Annotated in this window: 5 protein-coding genes; 3 read left to right on the forward strand and 2 right to left on the reverse strand. The window is 43.1% G+C overall.

Annotated features, from left to right (window positions below; all coding sequences use genetic code 11):
* Positions 1-4: 4 nt before the first annotated feature.
* Together ACMXYP_RS07765 and ACMXYP_RS07770 are read right to left on the reverse strand one after the other, a co-directional pair.
* On the reverse strand, positions 5-847 hold the full coding sequence (locus ACMXYP_RS07765) for a DUF4123 domain-containing protein (protein WP_415884439.1): 843 nt from the start codon (positions 845-847) through the stop codon (positions 5-7).
* Positions 844-2,964: a type VI secretion system Vgr family protein gene (locus tag ACMXYP_RS07770; RefSeq protein WP_415884440.1), complete on the reverse strand. Its 2,121-nt coding sequence runs from the start codon at positions 2,962-2,964 to the stop codon at positions 844-846. The genes ACMXYP_RS07765 and ACMXYP_RS07770 overlap by 4 nt, the downstream gene beginning before the upstream one ends.
* Positions 2,965-3,311: 347 nt before the next feature.
* On the opposite strand from ACMXYP_RS07770, the gene tagH reads away from it, so the two are divergent.
* The 3 genes from tagH to ACMXYP_RS07785 all read left to right on the forward strand — a co-directional run bounded on the left by tagH (position 3,312) and on the right by ACMXYP_RS07785 (position 16,478).
* Positions 3,312-4,793, forward strand: a complete 1,482-nt coding sequence (gene tagH / locus ACMXYP_RS07775) for a type VI secretion system-associated FHA domain protein TagH (protein WP_415884441.1) — start codon at positions 3,312-3,314, stop codon at positions 4,791-4,793.
* Between the two features lie 51 nt (positions 4,794-4,844).
* The gene (locus ACMXYP_RS07780; RefSeq protein WP_415884442.1) at positions 4,845-6,620 is read left to right on the forward strand and encodes a ShlB/FhaC/HecB family hemolysin secretion/activation protein; all 1,776 of its coding nucleotides are present in this window, start codon (positions 4,845-4,847) and stop codon (positions 6,618-6,620) included.
* A gap of 96 nt (positions 6,621-6,716) precedes the next feature.
* A complete protein-coding gene (locus ACMXYP_RS07785; protein ID WP_415884443.1) occupies positions 6,717-16,478 on the forward strand; it encodes a filamentous hemagglutinin N-terminal domain-containing protein in 9,762 nt (3,253 codons plus the stop codon).
* Positions 16,479-16,486: the final 8 nt, after the last annotated feature.

Here is a 16,486-nt window from a genome sequence, read left to right on the forward strand (position 1 = left end):
CCTGTTATTGCATCCTTTCTAGCAGCGATAAACGTTGGGGGTTGTCTAACTTTTTAAGCTGGGCTAATAGCTTTTCCGCGTGATCAGGGTGTTGGTTGATCGCTTGGAAAAATAGATGGGTCATCTCTGTGTTATTAAACATGTCGAGGGTTTCAGCTTGTATGGTCAGTGCTCGTATGTTTTTGAACTCAGAGAGGTTTAGCTCAATCTCATCACTTGATTGCCAGTTAAGGATCATTTGATCGATCGGACCAATCTTTAAAGCAGCTAGTTGTGTTTCTGTTAGCGCGTAATCTTGGTTGGTATTTACAACTTCTAGCTGATTATCAGCAGCTTCATTAGTTTGGACTCTCCAAGCGATCTCATCTTGAATGTTTGCTAACGGTGAATACCAGATAATGGCGCTGATGCAGTTCATCCATTCAAGGGTGTCGGCTTTAGATGATTCCGAGAGCAGGTAGTGAGCCACAGCAGGCAGTTGGTAGTGCAGTACGCCTTTTTGTTCATTTCCAAATTGTACAAACAATCGATTACGGAGCAGCGTGATCAACTGTGAAAAGCTAACTTCTACTGGCGCATAGATTAAGATCCCTTGCCAACCTGTTTTTGTTTCGGCGTTATGTTCAAACACTTTTAGAATCGCGCTCTGTTCTTTGATTTCGCACAGCCATGGGCTGGCATGACTCAAAGACTCTAAAGGAGTTGTTTCAAATAGAGGCGCTCGATAAGTATCAGTGTTTGCATAGAGGTCGCGAAGCATCTCTTTATGAGGGCTTGCCAGTAGATACAGGCGCTGAGAACTCTCGATATCTGTTTTTAACCGAGTAATTAGATTATTAAGCTTCATTTATTGTTACCGCACGGGCAGTGGCTAAGTGGGCAGCTACCATCTGTTTGTAGCTGACACATTTCAGTAATTGGGAGGTTCGCTTGGCGATCACTCTCCATGCGTTGGGCCATAAGTGCAGATGAACTCCAGGGTGATTCTGTAGCCAGTTGCGGTGTCACATTACCTGCTTTATCGATGTCTGCTTCAAGCGGTGGTGTTGGTGGAATAGGTGAGGCTTTTTGCGCCGAAGGTGCTGAGCCACCTGAATTAAGGTTTACCTTCGCGCCATTAACCGTTACACCGCCCGGGTTTACGTTTATACCGCTGCCGCCAGCGGATAAAACCATATCAACGCCAGCTTCGAGTACGATTTTGTTACCTGCTTTAATATGAATATTTTGACCGGCACCAGTGGTTTGATTCTGTTTGATCTGGATATGGCGTTCTTTATCGACAATAAGGTGCTGATCGTTGTCGCTTTGGCGATGGAAGTTACCGTCAGTTAAGGCGTTTTCCTTCGCGCGGAATTCACGGTATTCGTTGTTTATCTGTATCCAGTGGTGATCTTGGCCGACCCATTCTTTGTGATCGTTTTTAACGCGTTGATCAAAGTCTTTTTGAGCGTGAATAAAGACCTGTTCTTGAGCTTTTAAGTCTTCGATGCGGATCTCATTAAAACCTTCTCCGCCTTTTGTGGAGTTGGTTTTAATGGTGCTCATGGTTTTGCACTCTGGCAGAGGGTAGGGGGTGCGATTTAAACCGTGATAGACCCTGCCGGTAATGATAGGGCGGTCGGGATTACCATCTAGGAAATCGACAATGACTTCTTCACCAATGCGTGGGATAAAGATGCCACCGAAAGCACCGCCAGCGTGGTTTTGGCTTACCCGAATCCAGCAGGAGCTTTGTTCATCCATCTGGCCTTCGCGATCCCAATGAAATTGCACTTTAACGCGGCCGTGTTCGTCGGTGTAAATCTCTTCACCTTCGGGACCGGTAACAATTGCAGTTTGGGTACCTTTTATTTTGGGGCGAGGTGTTTTTCTTGCTGGGGTAAAAGGCGTTGTAAAAGGTATACCGTGAATAAGGTTGGTATATTTAGAGCCTTCGGTTGTTGCGCCAACTTCTAATACTTGTGGTTGCGCACAATTATGCTCAATATGAGTAATTAAATACTCAATGTTGTGTGTTTCAACTTCGTGATCAGTTAATTCAAAACTATAGCCAGGAAGTAATCTATTAATATCAGATTCGGCAATAATATGTTTTCTAAAACTATTATTCGCTTGGTTTAAATTCGTTGATAAACCATCACCACGATCGGATTCAATAAATTCACCAGGGTATTCGTAGATCTCCAAAGGGGTATCTAGTTCGTGGCTATCATCAGAAGCCAGAGTGAGATTGGGCTTTTTAAAGTCGTAATCTCGTATGGATACTTTGCCACTTCTAACGGCCTCTCTATAGCGGAACTTGAAGATGTGCTGTTCGCGGACAGCACCTTGAGCATCATGAAAGTAGGGGAGCTCTTTTTCGCCGCTAATTGCATGGTTGGTCAGTGATGAATCAGTAAAGACAAGGATGTGCTTGTCATAGTGGTGTTCGAAGTAGTAGTGAATCCCTTCGAATTCTAACAGGCGTTGAATAAAGTCTTTATCGCTTTCTCTGTACTGAACGCAGTATTCTCTCGGTGCATAGGAATTGCTAAGCTCAAAACGGAATTCATCAGTCTGTAGGCCTGATTCTGTGAGGGTTTGAGTGATGATCTCTTGTACAGATTTAAATTGAAATATACGGCTGTTTATTCGATAACGAAGCGGCCATAACTTGGGAACAAGGGTGATGTAATAGGTGGTTTGCTTAACCCCGGTTTCACCTAGTTCTGCGGTAGAAATGATGCCGTGGATGTAGCGAGTATGCTCATTTTCATCGCAGCTTTGATCCAAAAGCTTTACCACTGCTGAGCGGTTTAGAAGCGAGACAAGGTCTATTTCTGGGTTTTCAGATACAACTTCTAACGATATTTCAAAGGCCGTTGAGTGTGTCTCAAAACCACTCATACGGACGAGCTGAAAGGTATCGTCTTGCTCTGCAATGTTAAAGAAAAAGCGTTCTTCATCCGCTTTCAGAAACATGTAAGTTCCCTCTTATGTTCCTATAGGTTGGGCCAGTAAAAATAAAGATGCTTCCCGCATCTAAATAAAGTTTGTCACCATAACCTAATGCATTAAATAAGTTAATTGTTTTTATTAGCAGGTTGTGTGCCAAAGCAATAATATTTATTTTTGAATTAATGTTCGTTTTTTTATTGTGAATAAATTTTCTCATTTACCCAAAAAAAAAGGGGTTTTATGGGGCTTTTATTCTCATTTATATTGCTGTATCTTGCCTGCACAAATTGATCCAATGGTAGTAAATTACATTAAGTAAGTAGCCTTGTTTCATTTAATACGGATGTTGGTTTTTAATGTAGGGATGATTTATGTCGGCTATTTTGCAGCTCAGACTTATTGCGTTTAGGGGATTGGCGCCAGCTGTTTCTCAAGTACGTGAGTTTGATCAAGACGAGGTTCTTATCGGTCGTGCGCCAGATAATGACTTTGTGGTCGAAGATCCTGAGCGTTACTGTTCCCGATACCACGCCCGTTGCTACCGCGCAGATAATCAATTCTTTGTTGAAGATACAAGCACTCCGGGTACTCAAGTTAATGCAGGGCATCACTTAGGACGAGGGCATCGTCATCGCTTAGTGAGTGGTGATCTACTGCATATTGGGGAGTGTCAGATTCAAGTTGATCTTATCGAGTCTGCTCAGCCAGTAGCTGCCCAAGAAGTGGGTGCTTTTTCCATCGATGATTTCTTTTCTGATGGTGGTGCCTCTGATCAAATAGAAGCACCTGTAAATAAAGTTCCACTGCCTAATATTCCCCACACGACCTCTGCAGATTTTTACGATTCCATAGCGCCGCAAAATAATATGCCTTCTAGTCATGTCGATGGCTATGAGGTTGAGCCGCACCAGCAGCATTTTGCTGATCCAGCTACCTCCGTAAGTATTGAGCAGAATGCTGCCCAGGCTGTAACTATGCAAGCTGTAAATATGGATGATGCGCCAGTAGCGCCTGGCCCAGTAGAACAGCCTTACATGGAGCAGCATTTGGATGCTTATGATCAGGCTGTTGTGATGCCTGAGGTCAATGCATCACCTGTCAGTTCACAGATCAGTGACGCGCTAATTCCTGAAGTGCAGCCGGTCCCTTCGACCGTTCAACAGGCTCCAGTTCATGAGGCTGTAGTTCAGGAGGCTATAGTTCAGGAGGCTATAGTTCAGCAGGCTTCAGCTCAACAAAGTCCGGCCCAGCAAGCTCCTAAAAGTGATGTTGATAGTTTAGCGATTAAAGCATTTTTACAGGGTTTAGATGTTCAACCTTCTGATCTTGTAGGGCGAAATAAAGAAGAGATTATGTTCTCTGCAGGTCAGATGCTGCGAGTTTTAACTCAGGGCATTATGGAGATTTTGCTTAGCCGTAATGATGTAAAAAAAGAGTTTGGCATGGATGTTACTCGTATCGGTGCTCAACAGAATAACCCTCTTAAATTTAGCCAGAACTCAGGTGAAGCGATGATCAAACTTCTGACTGAGGCGGAAGGTTATATGTCTGCACATGAAGCAGTTAAAGAAGGGGTTGTGGATGCAAAAGCCCATCAAGTGGCAGTTATGTCGGGTATGCAGAGCGCGATTGTGTCTATGTTAGAACGTTTTCGACCTGAATCACTTGAAGAGCAATTAACTTCGAAGTTTGTCCTTTCCCGGAAAGGGAAATACTGGGAGATGTATAAGGACGCATACCAGCAACTTGTTTCTGAAGCAGAGGATGATTTTAACGCTCTGTTTGGCGATGAGTTTACGCAGGTTTATCAGCAACAGGTTCGAGAGATCGAGTCGAGTTATTCGCAAGATTAATTTTTCAAAATCTTAGATTCATTGATTTACTGTAAAAGGGATTTTTAAGTAGTGAGCAACCGTAATTTAGTCACTTGTTATACCTCTGCATTGTTTGTAGGCATGTCGCTTTCTGTTAATGCGCAGACGCTGCCGGATGCGGCGACTCCAGGTGCAATCAGTGAACCGAAGCCTGATCTTCTAGTTAAGCCAAACAATGATCTTCAACTAAGTATTCCTGCTAAGAAGGATCGTCCGCTAGATCTTGATTCTGGACCTGTAATCCAAGTGAAACGGATATCTCTTTATGAACTTGGTGGTGAGAATAAAGATCAGCAGACACAGGTAATAGACCCGAAGGTTCAGCTGATTATTGAAGATCAAATTTCTAAAAATAGTGATGGTTTTACACTGGGCCAGTTACAGAGCCTAACAGATCAGATTACCAACTATTATCGCCAACAAGGCTGGATCCTTGCGACCGTTTATCTACCAGCTCAAGAGGTTGATTCTGGCGAAGTGGTATTCCATCTACTGCCTGGTAAGTTAGACGAGGTTCGAGCTCAAGGTGAGTCGTCTTATACTGTTGAGCAGCTTACCCGCCCATTTGAAAATTCATTGCAAACTACGCTGGATAAAAACGCGACAGAAGCCTCTTTGCTAACGGTACTGGATTATCCGGGCATTTCTGTTTCGGGTGTCTTGGAGCCGGGTGAGCAAGTAGGCACGACTAACCTGAATCTGTCCGTTAATAGTGAAGATCGCTTTGCAGGGATTATTTATCTGGATAACAAAGGCTCATTTTATTCAGGTGAAGAGCGATTAGGTGCGGGTCTTATTTTTAATAACCCATTCGGTTTGATCGACCAGCTTCGATTAGATGGAATGATTCAAAACAAGCCACAAACAGAGGGTGATGACTCAGTCGATAATGCTTTGTTTGGTGGAATCTCTTATACAGCACGACCATTTGATCCTGCCTATGAACTGAGCTTTGAATATTCAGAGAACCAATATGATATTGGACGTGAGCTTTCTGCATTTGGTTTTGAAGGTAAAACTAAGCGCACATCATTTGGGTTGAAACGACAGTTAAGACGAAGCCGAACTTTTAATGATTATCTGCGTGTAAATATAGATTTGAATGATGCTGAAACCTTGCGTGCTGGCGAGTCTGAATCTAGAGACAAATTAACGACCTTAGGTTTGTCCTATAACGCTGATTACACCGATGGGTTGATTGGCGGTGGCTTCTCTGCGATTCAACTTTCTTATCGACGCGGCCTTGAAGATACTTTTGGCAGCCTGAGTAACGATGATGAGCAGATCAGCCGTCTTGCAGAAAGTGGTCGGGCACCTATGGATTATTCCAAGTGGAGTCTAAGGGCCTCTCGTTACCAGCGTTTTATTGCTAATACCTCATTGAAAATGCGTTTGAATATGCAGTATTCAGACGATCCTCTTGTTTCGCTTGAGCAATTCTCTATCGGTGGCGCGGACAGTGTACGTGCTTATCCAGGTGCCGAGTACATGGCTGATAAAGGCGTATTCGCCAGCCTTGAATGGATTACGCCTGTGCCATTTATTGCAGATAAGAAAGCTTTCGCCGGTCGTACTTGGGGGGATGTGCTGCAATTCTCCGCGTTTTTTGATTACGGCAAAGGTTATAAAAACGAGGCGCTTTCCACTGAGATAGAGGAGCAAGAACTTTATGGCTCGGGTATTGGAATTCGATTCGCTCCCCTAGATAACTTAGAGCTTAATATTTCGGTAGCAGAAGCGGGTGCAGATAAGCCTAGTAATGGCCGAGAGCCGCAAATATTTGCAGATTTGATCTTCCAGTTTTAAAGGGACTTATAGAAACCGTCGGGTTTATCAAATCTAAGTACGAATTTTTATTTTACGAATTAAGGCGCAAGCCACCAGATATAAGAACGGATGCACATGAACTGGTCAAAAACAGCAATATCAACTTTCGTAAAGTCTGCCATGGTGGCGGGTGTTAGTGGTTCAATTCTTGTTCCGAGCAAGGCGTTTTCAGGCCCTGAAGGCGGTGTTATCTCACAAGGTAGCGGTAGCATCAGTGTTGATAACAAAACTACTACGATTCAACAATCTTCTAATGCAATGGTGGTTGATTGGCAAAGTTTTAACGTGGCTCAGGATGAGCTGGTTAAATTTGAACACCCATCGGCCAAGGCCTCTACGCTAAACCGTATTCACGATCAAAACCCTTCGCAAATTCTGGGCCGGGTTGAGGGTCAAGGGAATGTCTTTTTAATCAACCCGAATGGCATTGTTTTTGGCGAAAACTCAACAGTAAACTTGGGCAGCCTAGTTGCGACCACTAAACAGATCTCTGATAACGACTTTATGTCGGGCAATATCGTACTTCAGGATGTTGATGGAGAAGGTGTCATTGTTAACAAAGGTACATTGACTGCTGCGACAGGCGGATCTGTTGTTTTGGTTGGTGATAATGTTGTTAACGAGGGTGTTATCCAAGCGGTTAAAGGTACGGTTGTATTAGCCTCAGGTGAAAGTGCAACGCTAGATTTTGACGGCGATGGATTGCTTCAATTCAAGCTGTTAGGTGAAGCTACTGAAGGTGCGACCGATACCGCGGTATTAAACTCAGGCTTGATCAGCGCCGACGATGGTTCTGTAATTTTAACCGCTAAAGCAGCACGTGATGTGTTTGCCAATGTCGTAAACAATACCGGTGTTATTGAAGCGAAAGGCATTGATACCAGTGGCGGTAAGATTCGCCTAATTGGTGAAGGTGCTGATGTTCGTAATAGTGGTCAGTTAATTGCTACAAGTGAGCAGGGTACAGGCGGACAGATCGATGTTACCGGTGATCGAGTTGCCATTGATGATGGTTCATTGCTTGATGTATCAGGTAAAAATGGCGGCGGTAGTATTCGCGTCGGCGGTGGTTATCAGGGCAATGATGCAGATCTAAACAATGCTCAGCAAACCTATATTGCTGATACCGCAGAATTAAAAGCCGATGCTATCGATTCAGGCGATGGTGGCCAAGTTATTGTTTGGGCTGATGATTATACAAACTACCAAGGATCAATATCCGCTAAAGGTGGTGCGCAAAGTGGTGATGGCGGTTTTGCTGAAGTATCAGGTAAGCAGACGCTCAACTTTACCGGTGATGTAGATCTGACCGCGGAGAATGGTGTTACTGGGGAGCTATTAATAGATCCAGAAAACATCAATATTATTTTCAATGGCAATGCTGATGATATAGAAGCAAATGATCAATTCTTGGAAAATCCTGGTGATACAGCTGAATTTAAAGCTAGCGACTTAGTGGCTTTGTTAGATACAACAAATGTGACACTGCAGGCGACTAACGATATTACTGTTGAGACAGCCATCGATACAACCGGAAATAATGGTGATATATCCATTACAAACAACCTTACGTTAGAAGCACAAGACGATATTTTGATCGAAGGGGAAATCACTCTTAAAACAGGTGCAACCCTGACTTTACTAGCTGATGATACCATCACTCAGACTGAATCAATTTCAGCCACTCACTTAGTCATTGATGTAGAAAATAACGCTAACCTGACTAATCATAATAATGATTTTGATACCGTTGCTGTAAGCGGTGGTTCTGTCAATCTTAGGGATATAAATGGCGTTGATCTAGCGGGTGCTAACCTTACTGGCTCTCTGAGCGTTAATGCAGGCGGGAACACCACTCAATCGGATGTGCTGGAGGTTGCTGGGGTAACAACTCTAACTGCTACGGGCGCAAATATCACACTTAATAACAGCAATAATGATTTTTCATCTTTATCTCTAACAGCAGTAAATGCCCAAGTTGAAGATGTGAGCGCTTTAGTTCTCGATTCAATTGATCTAACGGGTACTTTGGCTGTGACTACCGAGGGTAATATCACTCAAACGGCAGCTGTTGAAGTTGATGGTGCGGCTAGTTTTACTTCGAATAGTGGAGATGTCACTTTAAATCAAGCAGGTAATGATTTTAGCTCGCTTGGTGTATCAGCGACTAATGCGACGGTTGTTGATGTTAATGCATTAGAGCTTTCAACCTCTTCTGTCACAGGCGATTTATTGGTCACTGCTGGTGGGAATCTAACTCAATCGGGTGCAATTGATGTGGCGGGTGCAACTGTACTTGCTGTTTCAGGTGATATCACTTTAGAAAATTCTGCGAATGACTTTGACACTTTAGAGGCATCAGCCACAAACATCAGTGTACGTGATGCAAATGCTCTGAGTGTTGCTGCTTTAAATGCTAGCGATCTTACGGTTAATACAGTTGGTGCTTTAACTCAGACCGGTGCATTTGTTGTATCTAATGAAGCAAATATCCAAGCTGCCACAGCTACTTTAACGCAAGATAACGATTTTAATTCTCTGTCTTTGAATGGTGGCACTGCGTCGGTTAATGATATTAATGCTGTTGAACTCGCTTCAACGGATTTAACCGGTACATTAACTGTGACAGCAGCGGGGAATATCACACAAAGTGGTGCAATTGAGGTGGATGGTGCTGCCTCACTAACTGCAACCAATGCTGATATCACGTTAGATCACAGCAATAACGATTTCTCATCTATATCTCTGACTGCAGTGAATGCCCAAGTTGAAGATGCGAGTGCATTAGTTCTTGATTCAACTGATCTGACGGGCACTTTGGCTGTAACTGCAGAAGGTAACATTACTCAAACAGCAGCAGTTGAAGTTGATGGTGCGGCTAGTGTTACGTCGAATAGTGGAGATGTTACTTTAAATCAAGCCGGTAATGATTTTAGTTCGCTTAGCGTATCAGCGACGAATGCGACTGTTATTGATGTTAATGCATTAGAGCTTTCAACATCATCTGTCACAGGCGATTTATCAGTCACTGCTGGGGGAAATCTAACTCAATCGGGTGCGATTGATGTGGCAGGTGCAACTGTACTTGCTGTGTCAGGTGATATTACTTTAGAAAATGCTGCGAATGACTTTGACACTTTAGATGCTTCAGCCACAAACATCAGTGTGCGTGATGCAAATGCTCTGAGTGTTGCTGCTCTAAATACCACTAATCTCACAATTACGACGGGTGGAGCTTTAACTCAGACCGGTGCATTTGTTGTATCTAATGAAGCAAATATCCAAGCTGCCACAGCTACTTTAACGCAAGATAACGATTTTAATTCTCTGTCTTTGAATGGTGGCACTGCGTCGGTTAATGATATTAATGCTGTTGAACTCGCTTCAACGGATTTAACCGGTACATTAACTGTGACAGCAGCAGGGAATATCACACAAAGTGGTGCAATTGAGGTGGATGGTGCTGCCTCACTAACTGCAACCAATGCTGATATCACGTTAGATCACAGCAATAACGATTTCTCATCTATATCTCTGACTGCAGTGAATGCCCAAGTTGAAGATGCGAGTGCATTAGTTCTTGATTCAACTGATCTGACGGGCACTTTGGCTGTAACTGCAGAAGGTCACATTACTCAAACAGCAGCGGTTGAAGTTGATGGTGTGGCTAGTGTTACGTCGAATAGTGGAGATGTTACTTTAAATCATGCCGGTAATGATTTTAGTTCGCTTGGCGTATCAGCGGCGAATGCGATTGTTAATGATGTTAATGCCGTAGAGCTTTCAACCTCATCTGTCACAGGCGATTTATCAGTCACAGCTGGTGGAAATCTAACTCAATCGGGTGCGATTGATGTGGCGGGTGCAACTGTACTTGCTGTGTCAGGTGATATTACTTTAGAAAATGCTGCGAATGACTTTGATACTTTAGATGCTTCAGCTACTAACATCAGTGTACGTGATGCAAATGCTCTGAGTGTTGCTGCTTTAAATACCACTAATCTAACAATTGCGACGGGTGGTGCATTAACTCAGACAGGGGCATTTGTTGTTTCCAATGCCGCAAACATTGAGGCTGGTTCTGCCACTTTAACGCAAGATAATGACTTTACCTCTTTGGCCCTTAGTGGTGGTTCTGTAACGGTTAATGATCTTAATGACGTTGTACTGGGTGCGACGGATTTGACTGGAAATTTAACTGTCACTAGCGCAGGCAATATTACACAAAGTGGTAACGTTGAGGTGGATGGTGCTACTTCACTCACAGCTGCAGGTGATATTACTTTAGATAATAACGGTAATGACTTTGCTTCATTAGCATTGGATGCCGTTAACGCAGTTATTCAAGACAGTACTGCACTCGAATTAGCAGTGACGACCATTACTAATGCTTTAACAGTTACATCTGCTGGTGATTTGACTCAATCCGGTGCAATTGACGTGAATGGAGCCACTGTTCTTGCAGTTACAGGTGATATCACTTTAGAGAATGCAGCTAATGATTTAACTAGCTTAGATGTGACAGCATCTACTTCTTCTAACATGAGTGTCACAGATACTAATGATTTAAGTGTCTCTGCTGTAAGCGTTGATGATCTCAGCTTGACCACTGGTGGCGTGTTAACCCAAACAGGCGCATTTGTCGTTTCTAATAATACTGCAATTGATGCGAATACCGCGACGTTAACTCAAGATAATGACTTTGCTAATTTGTCTCTAGCTGGCGGGTCTGCAAATGTTACCGATATCAATGCGATTGAACTTGGCACGACTGATCTCTCAGGCACATTAACCGTTAATGCCGGTGGAAATATAACGCAGTCGGGCATAGTAGAAGTTGATAGTGCAGCAAATCTATCGGCAACTGGCAGCGATATCGTTCTAGATAACGTAGCGAATGATTTTTCTACGGTAACTGTTCAGGCAGATACACTTGAGCTTGCTGATAAAAATGATTTAAGTCTTGCGGCGCTGACCGTTGATAATCTTGCATTAGTAGTGGCGGGAGCGTTGACTCAATCAGGTGTTTTTGATGTTCAAAACAGTGCTGATATCCAAGCTAACACTGCAACATTAAGCCTAGATAACGATTTTAATGCACTATCGTTAAGTGGCGGCACAATTTCAATTAAAGATATTAATGGTTTGTCACTAGGAGCTACTGATCTAACTGGTGATTTGACCATTGATACCGTTGGTACATTGAGTCAAACCGCAGAGGCAGAAGTGGATGGCCTTACCGATCTAACTGCCACAACGATTTTATTATCTGAAGACAATGACTTTACTGACCTGGCTCTCTCAGCACAGGATGCAACAGTTAAAGATATCAATGCATTGCGTTTGGATACATCTTCATTGACAGGTTTCCTATCTGTAAATACTGGCGGTGATTTAACGCAAAATGGTGCAGTAACGGTTGCTGGCTCAACGACTTTTGCATCTGTCGGTCAGTCAATTGATCTCCAGAACAGCAGTAATGATTTCAACACTGTGACAGCGGTCGCTTCATCTGTGAGTCTGAGTGATAGTAATAATTTAATCCTGAATGGACTAACTGTTGACGATTTGACTGTTACGGTCGTAGGTACATTAACGCAAACGGGTGCATTCATTGTAAATAATATTGCTGATATCACCGGTAACCTAATTACCTTAGACCAATCAAATGACTTTAATTCGTTAGCTCTTGAGGGTGGAAGTGCGACGGTTAATGAAGTTGATGAACTTAATTTAACATCGGTCAATCTTTCTGGCTCTTTAGCGTTAACGACAGGTGGTGACCTTTCTCAATCAGGCACTGTTGAGGTTGGTGGTAACACCGATCTTGAAGTCTCGGGTGTTATCACTTTACTAGACTCAACCAATAACTTCGCAACGATCGATGTGACAGCGGATGAACTGCATATCCGTGATAGCGATGATATTAGTTTGTCCGCCCTTAATCTTGACGACCTAACTATTATTTCCGCAGGGCAGTTAAGCCAGTCCGGTGCTTTTAATATTGCTAATCATGCCGATATCACTGCAACTACCTCGACCCTGACACAAGATAATGATTTTAATACGCTATCTATCAATGGTGGTGATGCCACGGTAACTGACGTAAACGGTGTATTGCTTCAAACCTCCAGTTTGTCTGGTGACTTAACACTCAATATAGGTGGTGCATTATCTCAATTGGGTGCGGTAAGCGTTGACGGAACAGCTGATATAACGGCTTCCACAATCTCTTTAACTCAGAATAATGACTTTGCGACGGTACAGATTGCAGCGGGCGATACAGCCATTACCAATGCAAGTGGTATGAATCTAGAGGCGAGTAGTATCAGCGGTGATTTAACGCTTGTGCTAGGTGGTGGCCTAACTCAGACAGGCGCGCTTCAGGTAGATGGAAACACGTCTATTACTGCGACCGGTTTTGATATCGATCTACAAAATGCTGGTAATGACTTTAATAGCTTTTATGCTAATGCATCTGAGTTGAACCTTGTTGATATCAACGATCTCTCTTTTTCCGGTTCTTTTTTGGATGATTTAGACCTCAATATAGCAGGGGATCTTACTCAGACGGTCGGCATAACAGTTAATAATATTGCTGACATTACTGCCAATACGGTCGTATTGGATCAAGCCAACAACTTTAACCAGATTTCTATTTCCGCGGCGTCCGCAGTTGTAAATGAAGCGAACGATATAGATCTGCTATCGCAATCAGTTACAGGTAATTTCACCCTTACTGCTGGTGGTGACATCACTCAATCTGAAGCGTTAAGTTTTGCCGGTACGGTGATTATTCAATCTACCGATGGTGATGTAACTTTAGACAACGCGCTAAACGATTTCGCATCATTAAGCCTTGTAGGTGATAATGTGACTATCACTGACCAGGGAGATCTGGCATTACCGAGTTTGAATGTTAATAATCTGACCATTGATATTGATGGTGATTTAACCCAAACAGGTGCGTTTGTTGTTGCTGATCAAGCGGACCTGTCTGCAGCGAATATTATTCTTGGTCTTCTTAATGATTTCAATAAGTTAGCTTTAGAAGCTGCGACTGTTACTATTAACGAAATTAATGGTTTTACCTTCACTGATTCAACTATCACCGGTGATTTAACAGTTACTGCTGGTGGAGATATTGATCAAGATGAGGGGATTAATATTGGTGGTCATACAGCTATTGATGCATCTGCAAATACGATTGACCTTCAGCATGCAGCCAATGACTTTGCCACAGTAGATTTAACTGCGTTGGATGCGCGCCTAACCGATACTAATGACCTGAGTGTTACTGCTATCACTGCTGATGACTTGGTGTTGAGTGTATCAGATACGCTAAGTCAGACAGGTGTGATCAGTGTTACGAATGACGCTGACATATCGGCTGCTGTTACTAATCTAACGCTAGGTAATGATTTTAATGGTCTAGCACTTCAGGGCGGTGAAGCTACGATCAATGACATTAATGATCTTCGTCTTGGCCTAACAAATCTTTCTAGCGGTTTGGATATTACCGCTACGGGTAATGTGACTCAATCTGATGCGGTCGTTGTATCTGGTAATACCGATATCACTGCATTAGAGGTAGATCTGCAAGAGTCTGAAAACGACTTTAATACCTTCTCGGCGACAGCTACAGCGGTTTCAGTACGTGACACAAATAATCTTACCGTTTCATCACTTACGGTTGATGATCTGAGCCTGCGTGCCGATGGTACATTGACTCAGACGGGTGCTTTAGTTGTGACTAATCTGGCTGAAATTAACGCTGGTAACGCAACACTTGATTTAGCCAATGATTTCAATCAATTGTCCCTTAATGGTGGCAGTATCGAAGTGAACGATATCAATGCGTTAGATATCGCAACTTCATCTCTTAGCGGAACAGCATCAATCACCGCTGGTGGAGCAATTACCCAATCCGGTAGCTTAAGTGCTGATCACGTTGAAGTGAATGCGACTAGCCAAAATGTCACTCTGGATCACGCTGCGAATAGCTTTAATTCAGTAGCGTTAGTGGCTGAAAATGCAAAAGTCAGCAATTCATCAGATTTAGAAATTGCTGCGAATACTATTGGACAAAGTTTGTCTATTACTGCTGGCGGCAGTCTAACTCAGTCAGAGTCCATTAGCGTTGCATCCATCGAAATAGATGCATCTGGTTTTGATGTGACATTAAACGATAGCAACAATGATTTTGATTCCGTGGTTGTAGCTGCTGACAACGCAACTATCGTCGATCTTGATGATATTTCACTGGGTCTTTCTGAGGTAGCTAATACGTTTGAGCTTACTGCCAATGGTGGCGTGTCTCAGACCGCTGCTGTAACTGCCGGCCTTCTTGATGTCACTGCAATAGGACAGACAGTTCAACTGACCGATGCAAACAATCAGTTGTCTGGACTGGCTCTACAAGCAGATGATGCAGCTGTTGTTTCCGTGGGTAATATGTCCATCGAGAGCAGTACGCTTAACAATACACTCGATCTAACTGTAACAGGTGATGTAAGCCAAAATGGTGCATTGATGGTACCTGAGCTTTTTATAAATACTGGTACAGGTAACCTAACTTTACTTAATGCCGGCAATGATTTTGATCGTGTTGGTGTGACAGCTAATATTGCAAGCATCAATGATCAAGGCGATCTTGAGCTACAGGATGTAAACGTTAACGGTTTAAGTGTGAGTACTGATAATGCACTGACCCAGGCAGCTGCAAGCGACTTAACTGTCAGCGATACCTTGTCTATAACCGCAACAACTACCGTTCTAAACGAAGCTAATTCAATCAACACGCTTGAGCTTGCAGGTACTGATGCTGAAGTTACCAATGCAACAAGCCTTGAGTTGGGTGATATCAACCTAGATAACCTAACTTTAAATGTAACAGGATCTATCAGTAATACGACTGCAAGCTCTATTGGAGTAAATAATGACTTTATTGTTACCAATACAGGCAATATCAACCTAGGTACTGTATCCGGCGATAATGTTAATTTCGGCTCCATTACGTTAGACAGTAATAACGTCACCATTTATGAAAATAGCCATACATTGCTTAAAGACTCTATCGTTTCAAATTTGACGCTGCAGAGTACGGGTGATGTTAGAGATCAGGGTGATCTATCGGTTTCCGGTACTTTAACTGTAGATGCTCAAGGTGATATTGAGCTGGGTACTCTTGGGTCATCTGAAGTGACTAGATTTGGAGCGATTAGCCTAAAAGGCGCAAACATCCGCGTTGTAGAGGAAGACTCTATGATGATTAATCGTGCCGAGGGTGATGTGGTCGAGCTCATCTCCGAAACCGGAGGTATCAATACCAATGGTACGCAAATCATTGCTCAAAGTGTTCTAACGCTGGATGCGGGTCCTAACCAAGATATTGGTAGCCCAAGCAATTTAATTGACTTCACTCTCGAGCGCACGGGGTCTCTAACTCTGGATGCTCGTAACGCATATTTAACGCAATCAGCTGCAGATTTCTCCAAGCAGGTAGCACTTTTCAACTCCAATGCTTTGATTCGTTCTGAGGCAAACCTTACTGCATTGACACGATCAGAAGTTCAGTTCCTGAGTTATCTATTAGGTGTTGATGATGCGCTGTTCAATGAATTCGTCACCATCTTTGATGTACAAGACGATGGCATGTTATTGCCAGAAGATCAGCGTGAAGAAGAGCTCTCTTGGTTGAGCAATGATGGTCGCTACTTAGTGTCAGTGGATCGTAATGAGCGATTCGAATACTTGCATGAAATGTGGGTTAAATACGGAGAGATCTTCACAGTTCTGGCAATGAATAGCTCAGAGCAAAATGTTGGATTGATGTAAAAGTAAGA

Origin of the sequence: Neptuniibacter sp. QD34_54 (assembly GCF_047778055.1) — a bacterium.
Classification (GTDB): Bacteria; Pseudomonadota; Gammaproteobacteria; order Pseudomonadales; family Balneatricaceae; genus Neptuniibacter.